Genomic DNA, 24,758 nt, shown 5'->3' with positions numbered 1-24,758 from the left:
AACGGAGCGGCGCCGAGGCGCTGCTCCATTCCGTCTGCGCCATCAATGATCCGGAGCCCAGGGAGATGCTTTTGTCCATTGCGCCGTCCGCGCTTCCCATCGGCATCAGCGGCATCGAAAAACGGTTCGGCGCCGTCTCGGTGCTGCGCGACCTGTCGCTCGATGTCGCGGCCGGCGAATTCCTGACGCTGCTCGGTCCTTCCGGCTCTGGAAAGACGACGCTGTTGATGATCCTGGCCGGCTTCGTCAGGGCAAATTCCGGAAGCATCAAGGTCGGCAGCGAGGAGATCATCACCACGCCGCCGCACAGGCGCAACATCGGCATGGTGTTCCAGAACTACGCGCTGTTCCCGCACATGAACGTCTTCCACAACATCGCCTTTCCGCTGAAGCAGCGCCGCGTGTCCGCTGCCGACATGGCTGAGCGTGTCGAAAAGGCACTCGATCTCGTCCAGCTGAAAGGTCTGGGCGAGCGCCGCGTCGACCAGCTTTCGGGCGGTCAACGCCAGCGTGTGGCACTCGCCCGCGCCATCGTCTTCGAGCCGCGCATCGTGCTGATGGACGAGCCCCTGTCGGCGCTCGACAAGGGGCTGCGCGAGCACATGCAGATCGAATTGCGCAACCTGCACCGCCGGCTCGGCATGACCACCGTCTATGTCACGCACGACCAGCGTGAGGCGATCACCATGTCGGATCGCATCGCCGTCATGAATGCCGGGCGCATCGAGCAGATCGACCGCCCCGAAGTGCTATACGCCAGGCCGCAGACCCGGTTCGTCGCCGGCTTCATCGGCGACTCCAACTTCATTCCGGTCGAATGCCGCAATGGCAGCGTCTGGTACGAGGACAGGAAGATCCGCATGACCGCGGTGGCGCCGTCCTCCGGCAGTCACCTGATGGTGGTGCGGCCGGAAAAGCTGCGCCTGGTCGCCGACGCCGAACCGACGGGCAGCGTCAATGTGATCCCGGCGACGGTCGGGGACGTCATCTATCAGGGCGACAGTTTCGTCTGCTACGCGGTGCTGCGCGACGGCCGCCAGGTGACGCTGCGCGACTATTGCCGCAGCGACGTGCTGGCGAAGCTGCCAAGACCCGGCGAGCCGGTCAATCTCGGCATCGATGCCGAGGACGTGGTGCTGGTGGCGGCGGACTGATGAGCATGCAATCCGCACGCCTTCACGACGCCAGTGCCGGCAGCTTGGTCGGGACGCTCAACGCCGATGCTCTGCGTGCCGATGCGCGTCGGGAATCGTTCGGGCTTCTGGCACTGTTGTCGCCCGGCCTGCTGCTCGTCTTCACCGTCATCATCATCCCGATCGGCTGGCTTTTCTGGCTGTCGATGTTCGATGAAAGCGGGACGCTCAGCGCTGCCAACTATGCGCGCTTCTTCGAGCAGGCCTCCTACATCAGGACCTTCATCACCACCTTCAAGGTCGCCTTCGTCGTTACGGGTGCTTGCGTGCTGCTGGGCTATCCGCTGGCCTACATGCTGTCGCAACTGCCGCGACGGGCGGCGTCGATCTGCCTGATCTTCGTCCTCCTGCCGTTCTGGACCTCGGTGCTGGTGCGCACCTATGCCTGGCTGGTCATCCTGCAGCGCAAGGGCCTGATCAACAGCTGGCTGATCGACCTCGGCGTCATCAGCCAGCCGCTGCCGCTCGCCAACAATTTTGCCGGCGTCGTCATCGGCATGACGCACATCATGCTGCCGTTCCTGGTGCTGCCGCTCTATGCCTCGATGAAGACCATCGACACCGACTGCCTGCGCGCTGGCATGAATCTGGGCGCCAGCCCGGCCGCCACTTTCCGCCAGATATTCTTTCCGCTGTCGCTTCCCGGCCTCGCCTCCGGCGTGGTCATTGTCTTCGTGCTCTGCCTCGGCTTCTTTGTCATGCCGGCACTGATGGGCGGCGGCAAGGTCATCATGTGGGCGATGCGCATGGAGCAGACCACCAGCCTCTATTCCAACTGGGGTGCGGGTGCCGCGCTCGGCGTCGTGCTGCTGGCCGTCACCCTGGCGCTGCTCGGCCTCTTCCAGCGGCTGCTCGGCGCGCGCGCCACCGGCGTGTGGAGCTCGCGATGAGCACGCAAACCGGCCTGCCCATCTCGCACCGGCAACGCCTCTGGCTCTATGCGCTCGGCGGCCTTGTGTTGCTGTTTCTGATCGCGCCGTCGGTCATCATCGTCATCATGTCCTTTTCCAGCTCGACGCTGCTGCAATTCCCGCCTGAGCAATGGTCGCTGCGCTGGTATGAGAGCTATTTCGGCTCGGTGGAATGGCGCGATGCCACCATCGTCTCGGTCAAAGTCGCGGTCATGACGATGATCGTGGCGACGCCGCTCGGGACCGCCGCCGCCTACGCCATCAACATCGGCACTCTGCGAATGACAGGCGCCATCAACGCACTGCTGACCGCTTCGCTGATCATTCCGGTGATCCTCATCGGCATCGGCACCTTCTTCCTCTACGCGCGCATCGGCCTCAACAACACACTGACCGGCCTCGTCATCGCGCACACGGTGCAGGCTCTGCCGCTGGTGGTGCTGACCGTGCTTTCCGGCTTGAGGTCCTACGACATGAACCAGGAGAAGGTGGCGCGCAGCCTTGGCGCCAACCGCTTCTCTGCCTTTCGCCAGGTGACGATGCCGCAGATACGCTTCTCGATCGTGTCGGGCGCGCTGTTTGCCTTCATCACCTCCTTCGACGAAGTGGTCGTGTCGCTGTTCATTTCGGGCGGCGAGACCACGACGCTGACGCGCCGCATGTTCAATGCGCTGCGCGACCAGATCGATCCGACCATCGCCGCCATTTCGACTTGCCTGATCGTGCTATCGATCGTTTTGTTGTCCGCCGCGCAGATTTTCGGCCGCAGGCGTTAAGCAGGGATGTCCACAAAGCATGCGTGATTTCCAGTTTCCAGGCCGCTCGCCGGTCCGTGCCACCGAGGCGATGGCCGCAACCTCGCATCCGCTCGCGACGCTTGCCGCCATCGACATGCTGCGCTCCGGCGGCAACGCCATGGACGCGGCCGTCTGTGCCGCCGCCGTCCAGGCGGTGGTCGAGCCGCAGTCGACCGGCATCGGCGGCGACTGTTTTGTCCTCTATTGCCCGAAAGGCCAAGGCGAGGTGCTGGCCTTCAACGGTTCGGGTCGGGCGCCTGCCGCCGCGACCGTCGACTGGTATCTGGAGAACGGCTTCAGCGAGTTGCCGAAGCAAGGTCCGCACGCGGTCACCGTGCCGGGCGCCGTCGACGCTTGGTGCCGGCTCTTGGAGGACCATGGCCGCAAGGGCATAGGCGACGCGTTGGCGCCCGCCATCCACTATGCCGAAAACGGCTATGTCGTGCACGACCGCGTCGCTTTCGACTGGGAGGATCCGGAGACCGATCTATCGCTCGACGAGGCGGCGGCACGCATCTTCCTGCCCGGCGGTAAGCCGCCCAAGCCGGGCGACGTCCACCGCCAGCCGGAGCTCGCCGAAACGTTGCGCATCATCGCCAAGACCGGTCGCGCCGGTTTCTACGAAGGCGCCACGGCCGAGGACATTGTCGGCCGGCTGCGCCAGTTGGGCGGTCTGCATACGCTCGATGACTTCGCCGCGACAAAGGGCGACTACACGACGCCGGTCGGCACCTCCTATGGCGGCTACGGCATCCATCAGATGCCGCCGAACAATCAGGGGCTGACGGCGCTGCTGATGCTGAATGTGCTCTCCGGCTTCGAGCTCGGCGCGCTCGACCCCAACGGCGCCGAGCGCCTGCACCTGGAGATCGAGGCGGGGCGGCTGGCCTACAGGGATCGCGACAATCTGCTTGCCGACCAGGACCATGTCGCGGTGCCGGTGAAGGAGCTTCTGTCTGCCACCTATGCCGACAGGCTGCGCGCCGCGATCAACCGCGAGCGCGCGATGACGCATCTGCCGCGCCTCGATTTGCCGGGCAGTGACACGGTCTACATCTCCGTCGTCGATCGCGATCTGAATGCGGTGAGCTTCATCAACTCGACCTATTATTCCTTCGGCAGCGGCGTGGTTGGCCCGAAGACCGGCATCGTGCTGCAGAACCGCGGCTGCAGCTTCCGGCTCGATCCGAACCACCCCAATTGCATCGCGCCCGGCAAGCGGCCGATGCACACGATCATGCCCGGCATGATGACGAGGAATGGCCGCGCGGTGATGCCGTTCGGCGTCATGGGCGGCGGCTACCAGCCCTTCGGCCATGTCCATCTCCTCACCAACATGGTCGATTTCGGCATGGACCCGCAGCAGGCGCTGGACGCGCCGCGCGTCTTCTACAACAAGGACGTCGTCGAGGCGGAACGAAGCGTCCGCGCCGATGCGGTCGAGGGTCTGCGCAGCCGTGGCCATCAGGTGACGGAGCCCGATCACCCGCTGGGCGGCGGGCAGGCGGTGCTGATCGACTGGGAGAAGGGAACGCTGACCGGCGCGTCCGACCCGCGCAAGGATGGAATGGCGCTCGGATATTGATGGATTCTCCAGCCGGCTCACGAGAGTGTGCTGCCCTCCGGCTGGATTTTTGCAGGTTGGAAAGATAGTCGGTGACGATGACCAATAAAGCTGACGCAATAGACCTCGCCCACCGCCTCGCCCCCGGCGCAGAGGATGCGCCGGCGATTTCGGCACCCGATCTGACAACCCTCACGCATGGCGGGTTGCGCCGCCTGATCCGCGAGACGGCGGTGCGGCTCAATGCGCTGGGTCTCGGCCGTGGCGGCCGAGTGGCCATCGTGCTGCCCAACGGACCGGAAATGGCGACGGCCTTCGTCGCGGTGGCGTCCGCCGCTTCGACGGCGCCGCTCAACCCCGCCTACCGGGCCGACGAACTCGATTTCTATCTCTCCGACATCGGCGCCAAGGCGATCCTGGTCGCCGAGGACGAAAACGGTCCGGCGGTCGGCGTTGCCGAGCGCCTTGGCATCCGCGTGCTGAGGCTCGTGGCGCAAAACGATGCGCCGGCCGGAAGCTTCAGCATCGAGGGTGAACCGGTCGGTCAGTCTGTTTCGTCCGGGCTGGCGGAGGATGGCGACATCGCACTGCTGCTGCACACCTCGGGCACCACCTCGCGCCCCAAGCTGGTGCCGCTCAGCCATGCCAACCTCGCCGCCTCGGCCGCCCATATCGGCGCAACGCTGGGCCTGACCGCCGGCGATCGCTGCCTCAACATCATGCCACTGTTCCACATCCACGGGCTGATCGCGGCGGTGCTGTCCTCGCTCGCCGCCGGCGGCAGCGTCTTCTGCACGCCGGGCTTCAACGCTCTGCGCTTCTTCCATTGGCTGAACGAGGCGAGACCGAACTGGTACACGGCGGTGCCCACCATGCATCAGGCGATCCTGCCGCGCGCCGCGCGCAATGCCGATGCGCTGGCCGCGGCACCGCTGCGCTTCATCCGCTCGTCCTCGGCCTCGCTGCCGGCGCAGGTGATGGCCGAGCTCGAAGCGACCTTCGGCTGTCCGGTGATCGAATCCTACGGCATGACCGAGGCCGCGCATCAGATGGCGTCCAACCGCCTGCCCCCCGGCCAGCGCAAGCCGGGCAGCGTCGGCGCAGCCGCCGGGCCGGAGGTCGCGGTCATGGCTCTCGATGGGCGCTTGCTCGAAGCCGGCGAGACCGGCGAAATCGTCATTCGTGGCCCCAATGTTACGGCCGGCTATGAGAAGAACCCGGACGCCAACGCCAGTGCCTTCGCCCATGGCTGGTTTCACACCGGCGATCAGGGCGTGCTCGACGAGGACGGCTATCTGCGCGTTACCGGCCGGCTGAAGGAGATCATCAATCGCGGTGGCGAAAAAATCTCGCCGCTCGAGGTCGATAGCGTGCTGATGGATCATCCGGCCGTGGCGCAGGTCGTCACCTTCGCCATGCCGCATGACAAGCTGGGCGAAGAGGTGGCGGCGGCGGTCGTGCTGCGCGAAGGCCTGAGCGCCAGCGAAGCCGACATCCGCTCCTTTGCCGCGACGCACCTCGCCGATTTCAAGGTGCCGCGCAAGGTTCTCATCCTCGACGAAATCCCCAAGGGCGCGACCGGAAAATTGCAACGCATCGGCCTTGCGGCAAAACTCGGTCTCGGCTGATGCGCGTCACCGTTTTCGGCGCCGGCGCCATCGGCGGCTATCTCGCCGCCAGGCTCGCGATCGCCGGCAAGGTCGATCTGTCGATCGTGGCACGCGGCGCGCATCTCGATGCGATCAAGGCAAGTGGACTCCGCCTGATCGAGGACGGCGATGAATCCGTTGCTCCGGTCAGGGCCGCTGCGCGCGCCGAAGAACTCGGCGTGCAGGACTATGTTGTGCTTGCCTTGAAAGCCCATTCGGTCGGCCCGGCGCTCGACCAGATCGCGCCACTGCTTGGGCCTGACACCGCCGTCGTCACCATGCAGAACGGCGTGCCCTGGTGGTATTTCTACAAGGCCGGCGGCGCGCTCGAAGACACACGCATCCAGGCCGTAGATCCCGGCGGCACGATCTGGCAGCGTCTCGGGCCGGAGCGCGTCATCGGCTCCGTTGTCTATCCCGCCGCCGAGGTCGACGCGCCCGGACTGATCCGCCATGTCGAAGGCACGCGCTTCTCGCTCGGCGAGCCATCCGGCGAAAAGAGCGAGCGTGTCACACGGCTCGCCAAGGAGTTGGTCGCTGCGGGCTTACAGGCGCCGGTTCGCGACGACATCCGCGGCGAGATCTGGGTGAAGCTCTGGGGCAATCTCTCCTTCAACCCGATCTCGGCGCTGACCGGCGGCACGCTCGCGGCAATCGTCGCCGACGAGGCGACGCGCGCGCTTGCCCGCGCCATGATGCTGGAAGCGCAGGCAATCGGCGAAAGCCTCGGCGTGCGCTTCCCCGTCGCGGTCGACCGGCGCATCAAGGGCGCCGGCGATGTCGGCGAGCACAAGACCTCGATGCTGCAGGATCTCGAGCGCGGTCGCCCGATGGAGATCGACGCGCTGGTCACGGCCGTGCAAGAGCTGGGACGGCTGATCGGCCAGCCGACGCCGACCATCGACAGCGTGCTGGCGCTGGTGCGCCGCCTCGCCATCGAGCGCGGGTGCTATCAGGCATAGTTCTCGGGCGACTATATATTTGACAAACCCGCCTTTATCGAAAGCCTTCTTCCCATGCTGAAACCGGTCCGGTAGCTTAGCTGGATGGACGTTCTCGATTGGTTGGCCCGCTGGTATGAAGCTCAATGCGATGGGGATTGGGAGCATGGGTTTGGTCCTTCGATCAGCACCATCGATAACCCGGGCTGGTCATTAAAATCGACCTTGCAGGGACGGACTGCGACGGGCGGACCATTGATCTGATCACGCACAACTACGAACACGAAACCGACTGGTGGGCGTGCTGGACGGAGGACAACGCGTTTCATGGCGCGGGCGGCCCACTCCACCTTCGTTCGCTTCTTGAAAAGTTCCGAGAGTGGGCTACGCAAAATTCGCTAGGCGCTACCCAGCCGTAGGAATGGCCGGTGCAACGGGGGCTCCTTGGGGGCGCGCCGCACCGGCCACTGCGGGTGGTGGCAACCAATTCCCCGCGCTGATCAATCTATGAGCACATTAGAACGCGCTCAATTAAGACTGAGTGCCCTAGTTCGCCGGGCCCAAGGGCTCCACCGGACCTGTCCCATCGAATGAACGGTGCATCCTTGCCGATGACGTCTTTCACCGTCTTCATGCAAGGTCCGCGTAGAGCGGTAGTGGTGGCAGGTAGGCGATATCAGCGGGACGACGGTTTGGCCGCTTTTTTGAGCATCTCAAACCATCGTCACATAATCCGCAGATAGTCCGTCCATCCTGACAGGACTTGTCAGCTATCGGCGGGGCGACGGTGGCAGGCCAGCAAGCGGTTCCCTACTTGGAAAGCGTCTGAACAGGAGGAACACATATGACCACCGCGGAAATTGCCAAGGATTTCACAGAGCTCCTCAAGCAAGGCAACAACGAAGCTGCTGCTGAGAAGTACAATGCCGACAACGTCGTTAGCTACGAAGCCATGGAAGGGCCGATGGCCGTCTGCGAAGGCAAGGACGCCGTCAAGCAGAAGGGCCAGTGGTGGCAAGAGAACCACGAGGTCCATGGCGGTGCGGTCGAGGGCCCCTATGTCAACGGCTACCAGTTCGCGGTCCGCTTCAAGTTTGACATAACGCCCAAGGCTACGGGCGAGCGCGTCACCATGGATGAGGTTGGCCTGTACACGGTCAAGAACGGCAAGATTACCGAAGAGCGCTTCTACTATTGAGGCCACCGGCTTCCGGCTCACTTCGCCGCATGATTTAAAATTGGGCGGCCAGGACGATGCCCTGGCCGCCATGCGAGAAGCTCAAATCGTCTTCACATAGTCGGCAAGCTGGTCGGCCACCGTGCCCCAGCCGTCGTAAAAACCCATCTCTTCATGGTTGTTGCGCGTCGCCTCGTCGCGATGGATGGCGGTCGCGGTGTAGCGCGTCGCCTGGCCTTCCGGCTGGAAGGAAATCACCGCGGTGATGAAGGGTTCTCCCGACGGCCGGTAACCCGGCAGCAGCGCATCGGTCCACACCAGCCGTTCGTTCGGCACGATTTCGAGATAGCAGCAATGGCGGTCGTTGACTTCCTTGCCATCCGGCGACTGCATGCGGGTCCTGAACAGTCCGCCCGGCCTGAGGTCGATTTCGCAGGCGGTGATGATCCACGGCTTCGGCGTGAACCATTGCTTGACATGCCCCGGCGTCGTCCAGGCGCGCCACAACAATTCGGGTGGCGCGTCGACGACGCGCTCCAGCATGAGGTCCAGTCTGGGGTCTGGCTTGAACGGATAGCTCACTTTTCTTTCTCCTTGAGGGTCATGACATAGGCGTCGAACTGGTCGAGGCGGCGCTCCCACAGCGCGCGCTGTTCGGTGAGCCAGTTTTCCGCGAGCTTCAGCGGTTCGGGCGAGAGCCGGTAGGTCCTGACGCGGCCGGCCTTTTCCGAGCGCACCAGCCCGCAGCCTTCCAGCACCTTGAGGTGCTCGATGAATGAGGGCAGTGCCATATCGAAAGGCTCCGCCAGCTCGCTGACCGAGGCCGGGCTCCGGTTCAGCCGCTCCACCACAAGACGGCGCGTCGGATCGGCGAGTGCGCGAAAAATGCCGTCGACCGGCGGCGGGCTGGGAGTTGCCGTCTGCAGGCTCATACGTCTTCCCTTCTTGCGGATCGCGCACCACTACAGGCGCTTCGCAAGATACTTAGGAAAATTCCTTAGTATTGGCAAGACAGAAATTCGCAGGTGCTGACAAGGCCATTGGCAAAGCAGGCAGGGCGGGCCTAGCTTGCCGTCAGATTCGCAAATCCATCGTTCCGAGGTTCTGTTTTGACGACCACCATGTATGGCATCACCAATTGCGACACGATCAAGAAGGCGCGCGTCTGGCTGGAAGGGAATGATGTAGCTTATCGTTTTCACGACTACAGGGCCGAGGGGCTGGACGCGGACCGGCTCAACGACTGGGTCGGCAAGGTCGGCTGGGAAGTCCTGCTCAACAAGGCGAGCACGACGTTTCGCGAACTGTCGGACAAGGAGAAGGGATCGCTCGACGAGAAGAAGGCCAAGGCGCTGATGCTGGCCAAGCCGACGATGATCAAGCGGCCGGTGCTTGAGGTTGGCGACCGCATCCTGGTTGGGTTCAAGCCGGATGTTTATCAGGCGACGGTGGGAGCGCGGTAAAGCGACCCTCCTCCCGCCGATCTTTCGCGCCGGCTTTTGAGAATTCCGGAGGCGTCAACCGCGACGTAGGTACCCCGCCAGCGCCACCGCATTGTTGTGAACCTCGTCATGCGCGCCGTAGAGCAGCGTCACCTTGCCTTCACGAAGCAAAGCGCGCAGTTCCCCAACTGCCTCGCCATTGCCATCAAGCTCGGCGCTATACCGCTTCTGAAACTCCGCCCAACGCTCGGGCTCGTGCCCAAACCATTTGCGCAGTTCGTCACTCGGCGCGATCTCCTTCAACCACAGCGTCAGCGCGGCATCCTTTTTGCCGACGCCGCGCGGCCAGATGCGATCAACCAGCACCCGCTGCCCATCAGACTTCTCGGGCCCCTCGTAGACACGCTTCACCGCAACATCGAAGGCCATCAAGCCCTCCGCAGTGCAATCCCTCAGGCCCATTCGCCCTTGCGCATCACCGGCACGCGGCTGCCGTCCTTGGCTACGCCGTCTATGTCGATCTTGTCCGAGCCGATCATCCAGTCGATGTGGATAAAACTCTTGTTGCCACCGCGCTGGGCGATCTCGTCCTGGCTGAGCGAGGCGCCGTCGACGAAGCACTTCGAATAGCATTGTCCGAGTGCGATATGGCAGGCGGCGTTCTCGTCGAACAGCGTATTGAAGAACAACAGGCCGCTGGCCGAGATCGGCGAGGAATGCGGCACCAGCGCCACTTCGCCGAGCCGGCGCGAGCCTTCGTCGGTGTCCAGCACCTTCTTCAGCACGTCTTCGCCCTTCGAAGCCTTGGCCTCGACGATCCTGCCTTCTTCGAAGCGCACCGATATCTCGTCGATCAGCGTGCCCTGGTAGGAGAGCGGCTTGGTCGAGGAGACGTGGCCCGAGACGCGCCTTGCATGCGGCGTGGTGAACACCTCTTCGGTCGGGATGTTTGGGTTGCAGGTGACGCCGTTCTTGGCGGTCGAGGCGCCGCCCATCCATTCATGGCCGTCGGCCAGTCCGACGGTGAGGTCAGTGCCCGGCCCGGTGAAATGCAGCGCATGGAAATTGTGGCCGTTCAACCATTCTGTGCGGCTGCGCAGGGCCGCATTGTGCGCCGTCCAGTTGCCGATCGGATCTTCCACGTCGACGCGCGAGGCGGCGAAGATGGCGTCGGCGAGTTTTGCCACCGCGACGTCGTCGGCGTCATCGGGAAACACCTGCTTGGCCCAGGCGAGATCGGGATAGGCGACGATGTTCCAGTTGATGTCGAAGCCGGTGATTTTTTCCAGCGCCGGCTGGTAGGCCATGGAATTCGCCTTATTGGCCCGCGCTACCTTCGAAGGATCCTGCGCCGAAAGCAGCGATGGGTCCTCGCCACGCACGGCGAGTCGCGCCGCATTGCCGGCGAAGGCCTTGGCCATGCCCTCATAGAGCCAGCCGGCGGCGCGGTCGAAGCCGGCGTCGGCGCCATGGCGGAAGCGCGCCAGCGTGATCTCGTCGTCGTTGAAGATCGGCGTCACCAGCCCGGCGCCGGCCTTGTAGGCATGCTCGACGATGCGCCGCGTCAAGGGCAGGGCCGCGATCGACGAGGTCAGCACCAGATCCTGCCCCGGCTGCAATTGCAGCCCGACCTTGATGGCGACCTCGGCCAGCCTGTCGAGCTTCACCGGGTCGATCGTTGCGGAAACGCCGCGCGAATGTGTGGTCATGATCCTGCCTGCCGTGATGTGGGGGTCTGATCCATACTTAGACCGGTGCCGCTGTCCTGGTCCACTGCATTGCGGTGGACCAGGCTCAGGCGGCGCTGTCGAGCGTCCGGAACTGCGCCATGGTCGCGTCGATCTCTTCGCGGATCCAGGCCTTGAAATCGCGCACCTTGCGGCTTTCGGCCTTGGTCGCCGAGGTCACCATCCAATAGCCCAGGCCGCTCTCGGCGCGCACGCCGAAGGGCGCCACCAGCCGGCCGTCGGTGAGAGCGTCGGCCGTCAGCAATTGCCAGGCCAGCATCACGCCATGGCCGGCAATCGCCGATTCCAGGCAAAGCATTGGGTCGGTGAAGCGCGCGCCCTTGAGGAAGGTGACGGGCTCGACGCCCGCCGCTTCGAACCAGCTGTCCCAGCTGATCATCGACCGCTCGTCGGTGATCGCGCAGGTCTGCGCCAGATCCTCGATCGACCTGAGCTTGGCCGCAATCGACGGCGCGCAGACCGGGAAGACCTGCTGCGCCAGCAGCAGTTCCGAGCGAACGCCCGGCCATTTGCCGTCACCCATCCGGATGCCGATGTCGATGTCGGAATGGTCGAGATTGGCAATCCGACCCGAAGCGTCGATGCGCAGCAGCACGTTCGGATGCCGGGCAAAATGCCGCGACAGCCTGGGCAGCAGCCATTTCGAGGCAAAGGCTGGCGCGACCGACACCACCAGCGTGCATTGGTTGGCCTCGTCGGCCAGCGCCACCGCCTGCGCAAGCTCGCGAAAACCCGCACCCAGGCGGGCCGTGAAGACAGTTCCGAACTCCGTTGGAACCAGTCCGCCCGGCGTCCGTTCGAACAGCGCCTGGCCGAGCTGCTTTTCGGTGCGCTTGATCTGCTGGCTGACGGCGCTGACGGAAACATTGAGTTCGGCCGCCGCGGCCGCCAGCGAGCCCAGCCGGGCAACGGTTTCCACGGCGCGCAGGCCGTTGAGGTGGACGCGGTTCAGCATAGCCATTTGAGTTTTTCTAAACTGATATGGCCGAAATCTCAATTGAAATACTGGATGGAAAGGCAGAGTTTATGGAGGCAAGCCAGATCTTGGAGGGCAAAGACGATGAAGATTTTATCATTGCTAAAAGTCTTTTCCGTCTCCGGAGCGGGACAAGACCCGCGCCATGACGAGATCGCCCGCTGGGTTATCGACCCACTGTCGCACCCGGTGCTCGACACTATGTCGGAGCGTGAACTGGGCGACATGCCGTTCCGCCTGACGGCGCGGCGCACTGCCTACGAGACCGCTTCGGTTGGCTGCCGTTAAGATCGCTTGACCTTGGCGCGCCGCCCCTCATCGCCCTGCCGGGCACTTCTCCCCGTATAATCACGGGGAGAAGGACGCTGTCATCGATGGTTTCGCCATTCGTCGGCGTTGCAGAAAATCGAGCCGAGGTTGCAGCCAGACCCTTCTCCCCGTCTCTATACGGGGAGAAGGTGCCGGCAGGCGGATAAGGGGCGGCGCGACGCCGAAAATCGTCCGCTACGGAGCAGATGGTCGTTGCCGGCACAGCCACGCTGGCCCAACCCAAGCGGATTGTTTCACCAGCGCGCGCATTTATTGTGCGCTGCAATGAAAGCTGCCTCGCCATCGCCACTGCGCCTCGCCATCGCTGGCATGGTCGCCATGGCTGTCGCCATGGGTATCGGCCGTTTCGTCTACACGCCGATCCTGCCCGGCATGATGGAAGAGCTTGGCCTGACGCCGGCGGATGCCGGCTGGATCGCGTCCGCCAACTATCTCGGCTACCTCGTCGGCGCGCTGGCCGCAGCCGGCGGCTGGGCACATGGGCGCGAGCGCCTGCTGATGCTGTCGAGCCTTGCCGCCAGCGCCGTGCTTGCCGGGCTGATGGGGTTCAGCGAAACCATGGCCGCTTTCCTTGTCATCCGCCTTCTTGCCGGCCTGGCCAGCGCCTTCGTCATGGTGTTCATGTCGAGCATCGTCTTCAGCCATCTCATCCGGGCCGACCGCAACGACCTGCAGGCGCTGCATTTCGGCGGCGTCGGCCTGGGCATCGCCGCCTCCTCGGCGCTGATGGCCGTTCTCGTCACCGACCATGCCGGCTGGGCGGCGGGCTGGCTGTGGTCGGCGGTGATTTCCGCTTGCGGCCTGGTGCTCGTCGCCTGGCTGGTCGGCTCCATCTCGACCGCCAACGGCATCGCTGGCCGCGAGCCGCCGCTGCCGAAGCACAGGCCGCTGCTGAAGATGATCGTTGCCTACGGCCTGTTCGGTTTCGGCTATGTGGTGACGGCGACGTTCCTGGTCGCCATCGTCCGCCAGGGCGGTAGCGGGCGCGTCTTCGAGGCAGCGGTCTGGATGGTCACCGGCCTTGCCGGTTTTCCTTCGCTGTGGCTCTGGCAGAGGGTCGCTGCAAAGGTCGGGCTCTACGCGGCCTACGCCTTGGCCTGCCTCATCGAGGTGGTCGGCGTCACCGCCAGTGTCGCCGTCGGCGGCCATGCCGGGCCACTACTGGCCGGCGTCCTGCTCGGCGGCACCTTCATCGCTCTCACCGCGCTCGGCCTGCAGACGGCAAGACAGCTGGTTCCGCAGGCGCCACGCCGTATCCTGGCGATGATGACGGCCGCCTTCGGTATTGGCCAGATCATCGGCCCAATCGCCGCCGGGCTGCTGGCCCAGGCGTCCGGCAATTACGTGCTCGCTTCGATCATGGCGGCCGTCATCCTTTTGGCGTCCGGTTTGATTGCGTGGTCGGCTGCGCCAAAATCGCCATGATTTGTGGGCTTGCTCGGTGCCGGGCATCGGGCACGGGCATTTTCTTTCCCTCTAATGTGTGAACTTATGCCCGCTGACAGCAACCTCGCTGATTTGCGATTCGACCGAGGAACCCGCCACAGTGTTCGTATCCTTTTTCCCGCAGCCGAAGCTGTTTTTCACCTCGGCGGTCCTATGGAGCGCGGTCATGGTGGCCGTGTGGTTTCTGGGCGGTGATCACCTCGGCGCTCTGATCGGATTGCCCCCCGCCGCAGCGGACGCGCCGCAGATCATTGGCGTTTCAGTGTTCTGGTCGCCTCCATTCCTTTGGTTCTACATCTACTTTGCGCTTGGTGTGCTGCTCTTTTACGCTTTCTGGCATCTGTATTCCCCGCACCCATGGGATCGCTGGTCGATCCTAGGCAGTTCGCTGCTCCTGTTTACGACCTATTTTCAGGTGCAGGTGAGCGTCGCGATCAATGCCTGGTACGGGCCATTTTGGGACCTCATACAAGGCATCGTCAGCAAAAGCGTAAAGGCGACAGAAAGCGACCTTTATGCGCAAATAATAACTTTCCTCGGCATCGCCCTCGTGGCCGTCACGGTGCTGGTGTTGACTAACTTCTTTGTCAGCCACTGGGTGTTTAGGTGGCGCACCGCGATGAACAACTATTACATGTCGTATTGGCCCAGATTGCGCCAGATCGAGGGTGCAGCCCAGCGCGTGCAGGAAGACACAATGCGGTTTTCCCGGATCATGGAAGACCTCGGCACCAGCTTCGTTGATTCGATCATGACGTTGATAGCGTTCATGCCAATCTTGCTCGCTTACTCAAGTCACATCACGGAACTGCCTTTTGTCGGCCATGTTCCGCAGCCTCTGGTTCTGGCAGCAATTTTTTGGGCAATATTCGGAACCGTGTGTATTTCTGCTGCCGGCATAAAGCTTCCCGGCTTGCAGTTTCGCAACCAGCGTGTCGAGGCTGCGTATCGAAAGGAGCTCGTCTACGGCGAGGATGATCAGTCCCGGGCGCAGCCACAAACAGTTTCAGAGTTGTTTGCAAACGTTAGAAGTAATTACTTTCGACTTTATTTTCACTATGTTTATTTTAATGTGGTGCGCTATCTTTATCTTCAGACAAACAATATATTTGCTCTTTTCTTGATGGTTCCTTCCATAATTGCCGGAGCTTTGACGCTGGGACTCATCAATCAGATCAATTCAGCTTTCAGCCAAGTGACCAACTCGTTCCAGTATCTCGTCAATTCCTGGTCCACGATCGTTGAACTTCTGTCGGTCCATAAACGTCTACGTGCATTTGAGGCAACAATCTCAGGTGAACCACTTCCTGACATCGACCAGCGCTATCTCGAGCGGCAGGTGCGGGAGCCGGACCCGGCCTGATACCTTGAAGGTGTGGGCGGCTCAGCCGCCCACCGACGCCTGTCTTTCACCACCGCGTTGCCGCGCGACATAGTCGCGGAAACTGATGCATTCGACATCGGCCTTGACGCAGACCTCGCGGGCAAAGCGTTCCAGCGCGTCCCAGTAGGCGCCGTCGTTCATCAGCGTGAAGTGGAAGCCGAGTTCCAGCGGGATACGCTTGCCCTGATATTGTCTGTCGAAGGCGGCGCGGAACGCTTGATAGGTGCGCTCAGTGAACTCGCCCGCCATGCTCGGCCGCTCGAAGCCGCCGGAATGGCGGACATAGAGATTGTAGTCCATGGCGATCACCGGTCTTGCCTTCGGACCCTCTGGGATCTGCGGCAGTGAAAAGCGCGTGATGCCGTTGCTTGTCGGCGGCTGGGCCGGGCCTTTCGAGACGCCGCTGGCGTCGAACTGGAAGCCGGCCGCGGGAAGTGCCTCGTAAAGCGCCTTGTTCGCCGACAGATAGGGCGCGCGAAAGCCGACCACCGCATGCCGCGCGAAAGCGCGCCAGCCCGATGGCTCGGCCGCAATGCCGTTGATCGAATAGGCATTCTCGAGGATGTGCTCGAACGAGCCGAACTCGGCGAGCCAGTCGGCCTTGCTCCAGGCCTTGCCGTCGAAATGACCGCAGCCATGGCTGCCTATGTCGTGGCCTTCCGAGGCAGCCAGCCCGATCTGCTCCAGACGGTCGGCCACCTCCTGCTTCGAGGCGGCAAAGCCGATGTTCGATTTGCCGGCGCTCTTGCCGGGCGCGGTGTATTCTGTGCGCGTTTGTGGCGAGAGCAGGAAGACGCAGGACAGAAAATAGGTGAAATGGGCGCCGGTGCGCTCAGCCAGCGCCCGGCTGCGTTTCCATTGCGAAATGTCGCGGGCGCTGTCGAACGAGATGATGACGACCTGCTTCGGCTTTGCCGGCGCCAGTGCTGCCGGCGGATCGGCGAAAGCCGTGCCGGCCGTTGCCAGCAAGGCGAGGGAAGACGCAACAACGCGGGACAGAGGAGGCATCGGCAAAGGTCTGGGTATCCGGAAGGTCGAGCACCGGCTAGCGGCGAAATGTGGCGCGGGTACGGTCACCCGCAGAGGTGCTCTTTGCCGCGCCTGGACCTCTATCCGCCGATTTTCCCGCCCAGCCCCTTCCATGCCGACAAAATTTCGCTAAAACGCGGGCTCAAGAAGCGCCCCGGCCGGGGCAGCAATGGTTTTGATGATGTCGGACGACAGTTTTATCCGCGAAGTCAACGAAGAGATTCGTCGCGAACAGGCGCAGGCGCTGTGGGACCGTTTCGGCCCGGCCCTGCTTGTCCTTGCCATCCTGGTGGTGCTCGGCACCGCTGCCGTCGTCGGCTACCGCTATTGGGACGAGAGCCGCGCCAACCGTTCGGGCGATGCTTTCTCGCAGGCGCTGAAGCTCGCCAATGATGGCAAGAGCGACGAGGCGCTGGCTGCGCTCGATTCCCTGGAGAAGGACGGCTACGGTGCCTATCCGCTGCTTGCCCGCATGCGTGCCGCGACCGTCAAGGCCGACAAGGGCGATGTCGACGCCGCCGTCAAGGATTTCGACGACGTTGCCGCCGACACCGCCATTCCCTCGGGCATACGCGACATGGCCCGCCTCAGGGCGGCACTTTTGCTTGTCGACCACGGCTCCTTCGCCGACGTCTCCAGCCGCGTCGAGGCGCTGACATCTGACACCAACACGCTGCGCCACACCGCGCGCGAGGCGCTCGGCCTTGCCGCCTGGAAGGAAGGCAAGTCTCAGGACGCGCTGAAACTGTTCGACCAGATCGCCTCGGATGACGGCGCCCCGCGCAATGCGCGCCAGCGGGCGACCTTGATGTCCGAGCTGATCCGCGGGTCGGGCAGCGCGTCGTGATATAGCAACATGTGGCTAGATTGGATCGCTCTGCCAGGCTGGTTTGGGCCAAATCCTTCGGGCTTCAGCTCGGACGTAGCACCACTACGTCCGTCGCCAAATCCCTCGACCTTGTCCCAAACCATCTCCGGCAGAGCGATCCAATCTACCCACATGTTGCTCTCATGAGCTTCAAAGTCGCCATCATCGGCCGGCCTAACGTCGGCAAATCGACTCTTTTCAATCGGCTGGTGGGAAAGAAGCTGGCGCTTGTCGACGACACGCCGGGCGTCACCCGCGATCGCCGCGTCCATGCGGCAAAGCTCTACGACCTGCATTTCGAAGTCATCGACACTGCCGGTTTCGAGGATGCGGGCGCCTCGACGCTGCCGGGCCGCATGCGCGCGCAGACCGAGATCGCCATCCGCGAGGCCGATCTGATCTTCTTCACCATCGACGCCAAATCCGGCCTGCTGCCTGACGACAGGACCTTCGCCGAAGTCGTGCGCAAATCCGGCAAGCCGGTCGTGCTGGTCGCCAACAAGGCCGAAGCGAAGGGCGCGCAGGGCGGCATGCTGGAAGCCTGGGAGCTTGGCTTGGGCGAGCCGATCCCGGTCTCGGCCGAGCATGGCCAGGGCATGCCCGATCTGCGCGACGCCGTGATCGCAGCCCTCGGCGAGGAGCGTGCTTTCGGCGAGGAAGAGGACGACGATGAGGAGGTCGCCGCCAGCGAAGTGCTGATCGGCGAGGACATTGCCGATCCGGACGCCGAGCCCGCCTATGACGACACCAAGCCGATGCGGATCGCCGTCGTCGGCCGCCCGAACGCCGGCAAGTCGACGCTGATCAACGCACTGATCGGCGAGGAGCGGCTTTTGACCGGGCCGGAAGCCGGCATCACCCGCGATTCCATCTCCGTCGACTGGGACTGGCGCGGCCGCCGCTTAAAACTGTTCGACACCGCCGGCATGCGCCGCAAGGCCAGGATCCACGAAAAGCTGGAAGTGATGTCGGTGCAGGACGGCCTGCGCGCCATCCGTTTCGCCGAGATCGTCATCATCGTGCTCGACGCCACCATCCCCTTCGAGAAGCAGGATCTGCAGATCGCCGACCTGATCATCCGCGAGGGCCGCGCGCCGGTGATCGCCTTCAACAAATGGGACCTGATCGACAAGCCGCAGGAACTCTTGGCGGAATTGCGCGAGAAGACCGAGCGGCTGCTGCCGCAGGCGCGCGGCATGCAGGCGGTGACGGTCTCAGCCGAGACCGGGCGCGGCCTCGACAAGCTGATGGATGCCGTCATCCGGACGCACAAGGTGTGGAACAGCCGCGTCTCGACCGGCAAGCTCAACCGCTGGCTGGAAGGCATACTGGCGCATCATCCGCCGCCTGCCGTCGCCGGCCGTCGGCTCAAGATAAAGTATGTCACGCAGGCTAAGACCCGCCCGCCGGGCTTCGTCGTCTCCTGCTCGCGACCGGACGCGATGCCGCAATCCTACGTCCGCTACCTCTCGAACAGCCTGCGCGAGGCCTTCGACATGCCGGGCGTGCCGATCCGCATCGCCTTGCGCACCTCGGACAATCCCTTTGCCGGCAGGGCGAAGAAGCGCTGAGCCGTCGGCTCTCGGGGCGTTGCCGCCTTAAGCCACATTCCTCAGGCCTTCATCCGCCTCGGCACGGCGCCATGGTCCTGCGCGTCTGGAGCGGCCGCTTCACCGCCGCCACGGCAACCGTCGCCCGTTCCTGCGGTTCTGCAGCGCCTTGAGCGCGCTTGCCTTCGCTGCCCTTGGCCTGCTGGTCCTGGCGGCAGCCGTCACGCCTGGCTGGCAGCCCGTGCTGATGCCGGCCGTCGCCATGGTGCTGGTCGTTGCCGGCATCTCGGTTTCCGCCTGGCATGGTGTCGCCTATACCGAGCTTGCGACGCTTGCCGGCGCCAGCCGTGCCGGAACGGCGCTCGGCCTCGCCAACAGCTTCGTCTTCATCGCCTTCTTCCTGGTGCCGGGGCATTCCGGGATTGCTGCTGCTCTCGTCATGGGCGGGCGTATGGCTGGCGGCGGCCGTCTGCGCACTGATCGCCTGGCCGATCTTTCTCCGGCCGGCCTGATTTTCCGCCTGGTTGAGGGGCGTTGGAAACGTCCCTTTCGGATCAACATCAAAAAAACACGATCGAACCCGTTAACGCCCCATCAAGGTTAATGCATCATTTTGGCTCTCCAGAGGGTCAGTTGCGTTTCTGGAGAGTTCCGTGCATCGACGTGTCTTGAAACGGCTGGCCGCCGTCGCCGGTGAGAAAAAGCGTTCGTTCCTATCTCCGCTGGTCATCGGTCTCGGCATCTGGGTCGGCTTCCCGACCGTCATTGCCTATCAGGACATGACCAGCCTGGTCTCCGGCCTGGAGAAGCCGAACGCCCGCTGGAACGCCTATGTCGAGAAATCCGTCGCCGGTTCTGTGCACGCCGCCGAAATGCCGTTCGTTGATTCCATCTCCACCGGCTCGATCTCCGGGTCGGGCGTCAAGTTGCCCGGCATCGGCAGCGTATCGTTTCGCGGCAAGGGCAATGTGGCCGGCACGACGCCAGACGAGGATCGTATCGCGCGCGCCGACAAGAAGGGCCGCATCGTCCAGATCTCGCCGGTGGCGCCGCCGAAGAACTTCAACGCCGGTTCGATCTTCGAACGCACCTCCTCGCTGCTTCGCCCGAGCATGGACAGTGGCCTGAAGCTCGCCTTCGCCAAGCCCGGCATCAGGGGCAAGGAAATCCAGATCGCCCAGGCCTTCCACATCCGTGAGGACAAGAAGCCCGATCCCGGCGTTCCCGCCATGCTGGCGGCTCTCGTCAACAATGACAAGCCGGACGTACTGGCCACCGCCTACGCGCAGGCCGAACCCGACTACGCCAAGGCCTCGCCCTTCGAGGCCTTGCTGCAGGACGAACAGCCGAACAACGGCCGCTTCATCCCGCCGATGAGCAAGGGCGATCATTCGTGGATCCAGAACCCGCTGCCGGCCAGCGTCTTTTCCAAGCCGGAGCAGGCATGCCTTGCCAACGGCATCTACTTCGAGGCGCGCGGCGAAACCGTACGCGGCCAGGCCGCCGTCGCCCAGGTCATCCTCAATCGCGTCCGCAACCCGGCCTATCCGAATTCGATCTGCGGCGTCGTCTACCAGAACGACCACTGGTACAATCGCTGCCAGTTCTCCTTCGCCTGCGACGGCCGCAAGAAGCGCATCAGCAATCCTGTCGCCTACAAGACCGCCCAGGATGTCGCCATGGCCGTCACCGCCGGCAAGATCTTCATTCCGGAAGTCGGCTCCTCGACCCATTATTACGCCAACTATGTCCACCCGGGCTGGGCGCGCACGATGAAGAAGATGACCAAAATCGGCCTGCATATCTTCTATCGCACCTATGGCGGCGGCTGGAGCTGAGTATTCCCTGAACAGGCGTTCGCGGCGAGCCGGAGAGGCTTCAAGACCCGGCAGCCAAAGGCCCGTCGCCGCAAGGATTCGGCAGGCACATGCCCGCAACTGCGGCGGGCACGATGTCGCACCTAAATAAGTGGTTGATTTAACTGGGAAAAATACATCACATTGAAGTTCGGCCCGTGGCTTGACGGGCGCGGACCCTCTAACTATGTTGCCGGCGACTTTGGTAGCGGACGGACGGCGACGATCTGACCGGGCAGGGGGGTTGCGATGGCCGACAAAAACGGGCCAGACGGAACCGGAGAAACCGGCCGCGGCAAACAGCACGAAGCCGACATCCGCGACGACGATCTTGAGCGCCGCCGGCGCGATCTTGAAGCATCGCTTGCGACAAGACGGCCGGACCGGCTCGAGGCGAAAGACGACGCGAAAACGGGCAGCGTGGCCGGATACGGCCAGGCGCTCAAACTATCCAGCGAGTTCATCGCCGGCATAGTGGTGGGCGTCGGCCTTGGCTGGTTCTTGGACCGTCTGGCGGGTACATCGCCATGGGGTCTGATCGTCGGCCTGCTGTTGGGTTTTGGCGCCGGCGTGCTCAATGTCCTGCGCTCGGCGGGACTGGTGGCGGGATTCGGACAGGGCGACAAAACGCGCGATCCGAAAGACTAGGACGAGGCGCTGTCAAAGGCGCGAAACAGGACACTGAAGCCGCACGCGGCTTTGACGGGGATGTAAAGTGGCTGCTGACAAGGTCGATCCGATCCACCAGTTCCATATCGTCAAGCTGATTCCGATCAACATCGGCGGCTACGACCTGTCCTTCACCAATTCCGCGCTGTTCATGGTCGCAACGGTCGCCGTCGCATCGGCGTTCCTCTATCTGACCACGTCAAGCCGCAGCCTTGTTCCGGGCCGCCTGCAGTCGGTTTCGGAGATGGCCTACGAGTTCGTCTCCAACATGCTGAGGGACGCTGCGGGAACGCAAGGGTTGAAGTTCTTCCCCTTCGTCTTTTCGCTGTTCATGTTCGTGCTGGTCGCCAACCTGCTCGGCCTGTTTCCCTATTTCTTCACCGTCACCAGCCACATCATCGTCACCGTCGGCCTCGCAGCGCTGGTCATCGGAACCGTGGTCGTCTACGGCTTCATGAAGCATGGCCTCGGCTTCCTGAAGCTGTTCGTGCCGCATGGCGTGCCGGTGTTCCTGCTGCCGCTGGTGGTGCTGATTGAAGTGATCTCCTTCGTGTCGCGCCCGGTCAGCCTCTCGGTGCGTCTGTTCGCCAACATGCTGGCCGGCCACATCACGCTCAAGGTGTTCTCCGGCTTCGTCGTCAGCCTGAGCGCGCTCGGCGCGGTTGGCGTCGCCGGTTCGGTTCTGCCGCTGGCCATGGCCGTGGCGCTGACGGCGCTGGAACTGCTGGTCGCCTTCCTGCAGGCCTACGTCTTTGCCGTGCTGACCTGCATGTATCTGAACGACGCCCTGCATCCCGGGCACTGACAACAAGTTTCCGGCATTGCCGCCGGATGGAAATGCAACGCAATTATAGATCCAAAGGAGTTTGAAATGGACGCAGAAGCAGCAAAGTACATCGGCGCTGGTATCGCTTGCCTGGGCATGGGCGGCGCGGGCATTGGCCTCGGCAACATCTTCGGCAGCTACCTGGCGGGCGCCCTGCGCAACCCGTCGGCCGCCGATGGCCAGTTCGGCCGCCTGATCTTCGGCTTCGCCGTGACCGAAGCTCTGGGCATCTTCTCCCTTCTCATCGCGCTTCTGGCCCTGTTCGGCTGAGCACTCGGGAAGATTGGGCAGGCCGGCCGCAATCCTGCGGTCAAGCCTGATATCAGGGGATAGCCCATGTTCGTGACATCTGCCTTTGCAGAAGAGTCAGCGCCGGCTGCCGAAGGCACTGCCGGTGCGGGAGCCGAAACGCATGCCGGCACCTCGGTGCCCGGAGAGGCGCACGGCACCTTCCCGCCATTCGATCCGGCGACGTTCCCGTCGCAGCTTCTGTGGCTGGCGATCACCTTCGGGCTGTTCTACCTGTTCCTGAAGCGGGTGGTGATGCCGCGCATCGGCGGCATCATCGATGTCCGCAACGACCGCATCACGCAGGACCTCGACCACGCCGCCAAGCTGAAGGGCGAAGCCGACGCGGCGGTTGCCGCTTACGAGCAGGAACTGGCGCAAGCCAAGACCAAGGCCAACGCCATCGGCCAGCAGGCCAACGACGCCGCCAAGGCCGAGGCCGATACTGCCCGCAAGAAGGTCGAGGCCGCCCTCGACAAGAAGCTCGGCGAGGCCGAAGCCAGCATCGCTTCCATCAAGGCCAACGCCATGAAGGAAGTCGGCTCGATCGCCGAAGACACGGCTTCGGCCATCGTCGAGGCGCTTGTCGGCGGCAAGGCCAGCAAGGCCGAGATCGCGGCCGCGGTCAAATCCGTGGCCCGGTGAGGAGCGCATCATGGACGCCACATCTCTCGCGACACTCTGGGCCACGGTTGCCCTGATCATCTTCCTCGGCGCTGCCGTCTACATCAAGGTGCCGGGCCTGATCGCCAAGGCGCTCGACGCCCGCGCCGCCAAGATCAGCAATGAGCTCGAGGAAGCCCGCCGGTTGCGCGACGAGGCCCAGCAGCTGCTTGGCCAGTATCAGAACAAGCGCAAGGAAGCCGAGCAGGAGGCCGCCGACATCGTCGCCGCCGCCAAGCGCGAGGCCGACCTGCTCGCCGCCGAGGCGCACAAGAAGACCGAGGACTATGTCGCGCGCCGCACCGCGCTGGCCGAGCAGAAGATCGGCCAGGCCGAGCGCGAGGCCGTCGCCGAAGTGCGCGCCAGCGCCGTAGACATCGCCGTCGAGGCGGCGCGTGCGCTGCTTGCCGGCAAGATCGACGCCAAAGCCGGCGCCGACCTGTTCAAGGCCTCGCTGCAGGATGTGAAGGCCAAGCTGAATTAGGCGATAGCGTTCACAGGATTATCGAAAGCCGCCCGGGCAACTTGGCGGCTTTTTGTTGTGCGGGGATAATCTCCCCTCTCGAGGGGAGATGTCGCCGAAGGCGACAGAGGGGGTCGGTACGTCCTGTCGCGACGCCCCATGCGACGAAAGAAAAGGTTGGCGCTTCACGCGCGGCGACCCCCTCTGGCCTGCCGGCCATCTCCCCCCGCGGGGGGGAGATTAGCTGTCGCCGCCGCTTCCGCCAATCTTCGTGGAATACCGCCCAACCGCTCAATCCAGCCCGGCCAGCCCCTCTTCTTCAGCCACCTCAGCGCCGCCCAACCTGAACGGCGCGAACGACACGCGGTGCAGCCGCGCCACCGGGCCGTGTGCTTCGATCGCCGTGCGATGCCTTGCCGTCGCATAGCCCATATGGACCTCGAAGCCGTAGCGGTCGTGGTGGTTGCCGCAGCCGCACATCATGCGGTCGCGCATCACCTTGGCGACGATGGAGGCGGCGGCGATCGACTGCGAGCGCTGGTCGCCCTTGATCAGCGCGCGACCGGCGCAGGTGAGGCCCGGCGGCACGTCGCGGCCGTCGGCCAGTGCCAGCTTCGGCTGCACGGAAAGACCGGCGACGGCTCGGCGCATCGCCTCCAGGCTGGCCTTGAGGATATTGCTGCCGTCGATGCCTTCGGCGCTGATCGAGGCCATCGAGACGGCTACGGCGGATCCGAGAATCCTGGCGAACAGCGCCTCCCGCTGCAGGTGCGTCAGGCGCTTGGAATCGTCGAGCCCTTCCGGGATGTTGGCTGGATTGAGCACCACCGCCGCCGCGACGACCGGCCCGGCCAGCGGCCCGCGGCCGGCCTCGTCCATCCCCGCCACCGGCCACAGGCCTTCGGCCATCGCCTTCGTCTCGAAGGAGAAATCGGGCTTCTCGACGATTTCGAAAAGAAGCGGAGAATCGGAACGCGCGCGAGCCATG

General features: G+C 63.8%; 27 protein-coding genes and 1 pseudogene. 21 read left to right on the top strand and 7 right to left on the bottom strand.

Annotation, left to right across the window (positions count from 1 at the left end; translation table 11 throughout):
* Positions 1 to 71 precede the first annotated feature (71 nt).
* The 8 genes and pseudogenes from AC1RUK_RS19545 to AC1RUK_RS19510 all read left to right on the top strand — a co-directional run bounded on the left by AC1RUK_RS19545 (position 72) and on the right by AC1RUK_RS19510 (position 8,253).
* Positions 72 to 1,154 (top strand): ABC transporter ATP-binding protein, encoded by a 1,083-nt coding sequence (locus AC1RUK_RS19545; RefSeq protein WP_481839453.1) that lies wholly within the window; start codon positions 72 to 74, stop codon positions 1,152 to 1,154.
* Entirely contained in the window at positions 1,154 to 2,083 is a 930-nt protein-coding gene (locus AC1RUK_RS19540; protein ID WP_481834299.1) for an ABC transporter permease, read from the top strand. Before AC1RUK_RS19545 ends, AC1RUK_RS19540 begins: the two co-directional genes overlap by 1 nt.
* Entirely contained in the window at positions 2,080 to 2,880 is an 801-nt protein-coding gene (locus tag AC1RUK_RS19535; RefSeq protein WP_481834300.1) for an ABC transporter permease, read from the top strand. The genes AC1RUK_RS19540 and AC1RUK_RS19535 overlap by 4 nt, the downstream gene beginning before the upstream one ends.
* A gap of 19 nt (positions 2,881 to 2,899) precedes the next feature.
* On the top strand, positions 2,900 to 4,486 hold the full coding sequence (gene ggt, locus AC1RUK_RS19530; protein WP_481834301.1) for a gamma-glutamyltransferase: 1,587 nt from the start codon (positions 2,900 to 2,902) through the stop codon (positions 4,484 to 4,486).
* Positions 4,487 to 4,563: 77 nt separating this feature from the next.
* The gene (locus AC1RUK_RS19525; RefSeq protein WP_481834302.1) at positions 4,564 to 6,093 is read left to right on the top strand and encodes an acyl--CoA ligase; all 1,530 of its coding nucleotides are present in this window, start codon (positions 4,564 to 4,566) and stop codon (positions 6,091 to 6,093) included.
* Positions 6,093 to 7,076 carry a 2-dehydropantoate 2-reductase gene (locus AC1RUK_RS19520; protein WP_481834303.1) on the top strand — a complete coding sequence of 328 codons (984 nt, stop codon included), beginning with the start codon at positions 6,093 to 6,095 and terminating at the stop codon, positions 7,074 to 7,076. Before AC1RUK_RS19525 ends, AC1RUK_RS19520 begins: the two co-directional genes overlap by 1 nt.
* An 84-nt stretch (positions 7,077 to 7,160) precedes the next feature.
* Positions 7,161 to 7,474: pseudogene (locus tag AC1RUK_RS19515) on the top strand (immunity 53 family protein).
* 425 nt (positions 7,475 to 7,899) lie between these two features.
* Positions 7,900 to 8,253: a SnoaL-like domain-containing protein gene (locus AC1RUK_RS19510; RefSeq protein ID WP_481834304.1), complete on the top strand. Its 354-nt coding sequence runs from the start codon at positions 7,900 to 7,902 to the stop codon at positions 8,251 to 8,253.
* Between the two features lie 81 nt (positions 8,254 to 8,334).
* On the opposite strand, the gene AC1RUK_RS19505 is transcribed toward AC1RUK_RS19510, so the two are convergent.
* Together AC1RUK_RS19505 and AC1RUK_RS19500 are read right to left on the bottom strand one after the other, a co-directional pair.
* Positions 8,335 to 8,814 (bottom strand): SRPBCC family protein, encoded by a 480-nt coding sequence (locus AC1RUK_RS19505; protein WP_481834305.1) that lies wholly within the window; start codon positions 8,812 to 8,814, stop codon positions 8,335 to 8,337.
* Positions 8,811 to 9,164 carry an ArsR/SmtB family transcription factor gene (locus AC1RUK_RS19500; protein ID WP_481834306.1) on the bottom strand — a complete coding sequence of 118 codons (354 nt, stop codon included), beginning with the start codon at positions 9,162 to 9,164 and terminating at the stop codon, positions 8,811 to 8,813. The genes AC1RUK_RS19505 and AC1RUK_RS19500 overlap by 4 nt, the downstream gene beginning before the upstream one ends.
* A 177-nt stretch (positions 9,165 to 9,341) precedes the next feature.
* Here AC1RUK_RS19500 and AC1RUK_RS19495 point away from each other — a divergent pair, with 177 nt between their 5' ends.
* Positions 9,342 to 9,695, top strand: a complete 354-nt coding sequence (locus AC1RUK_RS19495) for an ArsC family reductase (RefSeq protein WP_481834307.1) — start codon at positions 9,342 to 9,344, stop codon at positions 9,693 to 9,695.
* A 54-nt stretch (positions 9,696 to 9,749) separates the two neighbouring features.
* Here the strand turns inward: AC1RUK_RS19495 and AC1RUK_RS19490 are convergent, their stop codons facing one another.
* From AC1RUK_RS19490 to AC1RUK_RS19480, 3 genes are all read right to left on the bottom strand, one after another.
* The gene (locus AC1RUK_RS19490; RefSeq protein ID WP_481834308.1) at positions 9,750 to 10,103 is read right to left on the bottom strand and encodes a DUF488 domain-containing protein; all 354 of its coding nucleotides are present in this window, start codon (positions 10,101 to 10,103) and stop codon (positions 9,750 to 9,752) included.
* Positions 10,104 to 10,126: 23 nt separating this feature from the next.
* Positions 10,127 to 11,383, bottom strand: coding sequence for an aminopeptidase (locus AC1RUK_RS19485; RefSeq protein ID WP_481840080.1), 1,257 nt, complete (start codon positions 11,381 to 11,383; stop codon positions 10,127 to 10,129).
* An 85-nt stretch (positions 11,384 to 11,468) separates the two neighbouring features.
* On the bottom strand, positions 11,469 to 12,383 hold the full coding sequence (locus tag AC1RUK_RS19480; protein ID WP_481834310.1) for a LysR substrate-binding domain-containing protein: 915 nt from the start codon (positions 12,381 to 12,383) through the stop codon (positions 11,469 to 11,471).
* A 99-nt stretch (positions 12,384 to 12,482) separates the two neighbouring features.
* On the opposite strand from AC1RUK_RS19480, the gene AC1RUK_RS19475 reads away from it, so the two are divergent.
* The 3 genes from AC1RUK_RS19475 (at position 12,483) to sbmA (ending at position 15,537) form a co-directional block, all read left to right on the top strand.
* Positions 12,483 to 12,686 (top strand): hypothetical protein, encoded by a 204-nt coding sequence (locus AC1RUK_RS19475; RefSeq protein ID WP_481834311.1) that lies wholly within the window; start codon positions 12,483 to 12,485, stop codon positions 12,684 to 12,686.
* Between the two features lie 306 nt (positions 12,687 to 12,992).
* Positions 12,993 to 14,153, top strand: a complete 1,161-nt coding sequence (locus AC1RUK_RS19470) for a YbfB/YjiJ family MFS transporter (RefSeq protein ID WP_481834312.1) — start codon at positions 12,993 to 12,995, stop codon at positions 14,151 to 14,153.
* 121 nt (positions 14,154 to 14,274) lie between these two features.
* Complete coding sequence (sbmA, locus tag AC1RUK_RS19465) at positions 14,275 to 15,537, top strand: peptide antibiotic transporter SbmA (RefSeq protein WP_481834313.1); 1,263 nt, start codon at positions 14,275 to 14,277, stop codon at positions 15,535 to 15,537.
* Between the two features lie 21 nt (positions 15,538 to 15,558).
* Here the strand turns inward: sbmA and AC1RUK_RS19460 are convergent, their stop codons facing one another.
* Entirely contained in the window at positions 15,559 to 16,566 is a 1,008-nt protein-coding gene (locus AC1RUK_RS19460; RefSeq protein WP_481834314.1) for a polysaccharide deacetylase family protein, read from the bottom strand.
* Positions 16,567 to 16,768: 202 nt separating this feature from the next.
* Here AC1RUK_RS19460 and AC1RUK_RS19455 point away from each other — a divergent pair, with 202 nt between their 5' ends.
* The 9 genes from AC1RUK_RS19455 (at position 16,769) to AC1RUK_RS19415 (ending at position 23,791) form a co-directional block, all read left to right on the top strand.
* Positions 16,769 to 17,434, top strand: coding sequence for a tetratricopeptide repeat protein (locus tag AC1RUK_RS19455; RefSeq protein ID WP_481839454.1), 666 nt, complete (start codon positions 16,769 to 16,771; stop codon positions 17,432 to 17,434).
* Positions 17,435 to 17,598: 164 nt separating this feature from the next.
* Positions 17,599 to 19,026 (top strand): ribosome biogenesis GTPase Der, encoded by a 1,428-nt coding sequence (der, locus tag AC1RUK_RS19450; protein WP_481834315.1) that lies wholly within the window; start codon positions 17,599 to 17,601, stop codon positions 19,024 to 19,026.
* Positions 19,027 to 19,252: 226 nt separating this feature from the next.
* Positions 19,253 to 19,609, top strand: coding sequence for a hypothetical protein (locus tag AC1RUK_RS19445; protein WP_481834316.1), 357 nt, complete (start codon positions 19,253 to 19,255; stop codon positions 19,607 to 19,609).
* A 49-nt stretch (positions 19,610 to 19,658) separates the two neighbouring features.
* Positions 19,659 to 20,843 carry a cell wall hydrolase gene (locus AC1RUK_RS19440; RefSeq protein ID WP_481834317.1) on the top strand — a complete coding sequence of 395 codons (1,185 nt, stop codon included), beginning with the start codon at positions 19,659 to 19,661 and terminating at the stop codon, positions 20,841 to 20,843.
* Between the two features lie 267 nt (positions 20,844 to 21,110).
* Positions 21,111 to 21,509 (top strand): AtpZ/AtpI family protein, encoded by a 399-nt coding sequence (locus AC1RUK_RS19435; RefSeq protein WP_481834318.1) that lies wholly within the window; start codon positions 21,111 to 21,113, stop codon positions 21,507 to 21,509.
* 67 nt (positions 21,510 to 21,576) lie between these two features.
* Complete coding sequence (locus tag AC1RUK_RS19430) at positions 21,577 to 22,335, top strand: F0F1 ATP synthase subunit A (RefSeq protein ID WP_481834319.1); 759 nt, start codon at positions 21,577 to 21,579, stop codon at positions 22,333 to 22,335.
* A 66-nt stretch (positions 22,336 to 22,401) separates the two neighbouring features.
* Positions 22,402 to 22,626, top strand: a complete 225-nt coding sequence (locus tag AC1RUK_RS19425; RefSeq protein ID WP_006206606.1) for a F0F1 ATP synthase subunit C — start codon at positions 22,402 to 22,404, stop codon at positions 22,624 to 22,626.
* 66 nt (positions 22,627 to 22,692) lie between these two features.
* Positions 22,693 to 23,289 carry a F0F1 ATP synthase subunit B gene (locus tag AC1RUK_RS19420; RefSeq protein WP_481834320.1) on the top strand — a complete coding sequence of 199 codons (597 nt, stop codon included), beginning with the start codon at positions 22,693 to 22,695 and terminating at the stop codon, positions 23,287 to 23,289.
* A gap of 10 nt (positions 23,290 to 23,299) precedes the next feature.
* Entirely contained in the window at positions 23,300 to 23,791 is a 492-nt protein-coding gene (locus tag AC1RUK_RS19415) for a F0F1 ATP synthase subunit B (protein WP_481834321.1), read from the top strand.
* 270 nt (positions 23,792 to 24,061) lie between these two features.
* On the opposite strand, the gene rnhB is transcribed toward AC1RUK_RS19415, so the two are convergent.
* Positions 24,062 to 24,757: a ribonuclease HII gene (gene rnhB, locus AC1RUK_RS19410; RefSeq protein WP_436171501.1), complete on the bottom strand. Its 696-nt coding sequence runs from the start codon at positions 24,755 to 24,757 to the stop codon at positions 24,062 to 24,064.
* Position 24,758 lies beyond the last annotated feature (1 nt).

The organism is Mesorhizobium monacense, assembly GCF_056781675.1.
Note: the sequence above shows the minus strand (reverse complement) of the source record. Positions and strands in the feature narration are given on the sequence as shown.

What these genes read in the sequence shown, in the direction of transcription:
- AC1RUK_RS19445 (WP_481834316.1), top strand. Translation starts at nt 19,253, where the DNA reads ATGCCGGCCGTCGCCATGGTGCTGGTCGTTGCCGGCATCTCGGTTTCC.
- AC1RUK_RS19470 (WP_481834312.1), top strand. Translation starts at nt 12,993, where the DNA reads ATGAAAGCTGCCTCGCCATCGCCACTGCGCCTCGCCATCGCTGGCATG.
- AC1RUK_RS19425 (WP_006206606.1), top strand. Translation starts at nt 22,402, where the DNA reads ATGGACGCAGAAGCAGCAAAGTACATCGGCGCTGGTATCGCTTGCCTG.
- AC1RUK_RS19420 (WP_481834320.1), top strand. Translation starts at nt 22,693, where the DNA reads ATGTTCGTGACATCTGCCTTTGCAGAAGAGTCAGCGCCGGCTGCCGAA.
- AC1RUK_RS19460 (WP_481834314.1), bottom strand. Translation starts at nt 16,566, where the DNA reads ATGCCTCCTCTGTCCCGCGTTGTTGCGTCTTCCCTCGCCTTGCTGGCA.
- AC1RUK_RS19520 (WP_481834303.1), top strand. Translation starts at nt 6,093, where the DNA reads ATGCGCGTCACCGTTTTCGGCGCCGGCGCCATCGGCGGCTATCTCGCC.
- der (WP_481834315.1), top strand. Translation starts at nt 17,599, where the DNA reads ATGAGCTTCAAAGTCGCCATCATCGGCCGGCCTAACGTCGGCAAATCG.
- AC1RUK_RS19435 (WP_481834318.1), top strand. Translation starts at nt 21,111, where the DNA reads ATGGCCGACAAAAACGGGCCAGACGGAACCGGAGAAACCGGCCGCGGC.
- AC1RUK_RS19415 (WP_481834321.1), top strand. Translation starts at nt 23,300, where the DNA reads ATGGACGCCACATCTCTCGCGACACTCTGGGCCACGGTTGCCCTGATC.
- ggt (WP_481834301.1), top strand. Translation starts at nt 2,900, where the DNA reads ATGCGTGATTTCCAGTTTCCAGGCCGCTCGCCGGTCCGTGCCACCGAG.
- AC1RUK_RS19485 (WP_481840080.1), bottom strand. Translation starts at nt 11,383, where the DNA reads ATGACCACACATTCGCGCGGCGTTTCCGCAACGATCGACCCGGTGAAG.
- AC1RUK_RS19525 (WP_481834302.1), top strand. Translation starts at nt 4,564, where the DNA reads ATGACCAATAAAGCTGACGCAATAGACCTCGCCCACCGCCTCGCCCCC.
- AC1RUK_RS19475 (WP_481834311.1), top strand. Translation starts at nt 12,483, where the DNA reads ATGAAGATTTTATCATTGCTAAAAGTCTTTTCCGTCTCCGGAGCGGGA.
- AC1RUK_RS19510 (WP_481834304.1), top strand. Translation starts at nt 7,900, where the DNA reads ATGACCACCGCGGAAATTGCCAAGGATTTCACAGAGCTCCTCAAGCAA.
- AC1RUK_RS19455 (WP_481839454.1), top strand. Translation starts at nt 16,769, where the DNA reads ATGTCGGACGACAGTTTTATCCGCGAAGTCAACGAAGAGATTCGTCGC.
- AC1RUK_RS19490 (WP_481834308.1), bottom strand. Translation starts at nt 10,103, where the DNA reads ATGGCCTTCGATGTTGCGGTGAAGCGTGTCTACGAGGGGCCCGAGAAG.
- AC1RUK_RS19480 (WP_481834310.1), bottom strand. Translation starts at nt 12,383, where the DNA reads ATGGCTATGCTGAACCGCGTCCACCTCAACGGCCTGCGCGCCGTGGAA.
- AC1RUK_RS19500 (WP_481834306.1), bottom strand. Translation starts at nt 9,164, where the DNA reads ATGAGCCTGCAGACGGCAACTCCCAGCCCGCCGCCGGTCGACGGCATT.
- rnhB (WP_436171501.1), bottom strand. Translation starts at nt 24,757, where the DNA reads ATGGCTCGCGCGCGTTCCGATTCTCCGCTTCTTTTCGAAATCGTCGAG.
- AC1RUK_RS19540 (WP_481834299.1), top strand. Translation starts at nt 1,154, where the DNA reads ATGAGCATGCAATCCGCACGCCTTCACGACGCCAGTGCCGGCAGCTTG.
- AC1RUK_RS19535 (WP_481834300.1), top strand. Translation starts at nt 2,080, where the DNA reads ATGAGCACGCAAACCGGCCTGCCCATCTCGCACCGGCAACGCCTCTGG.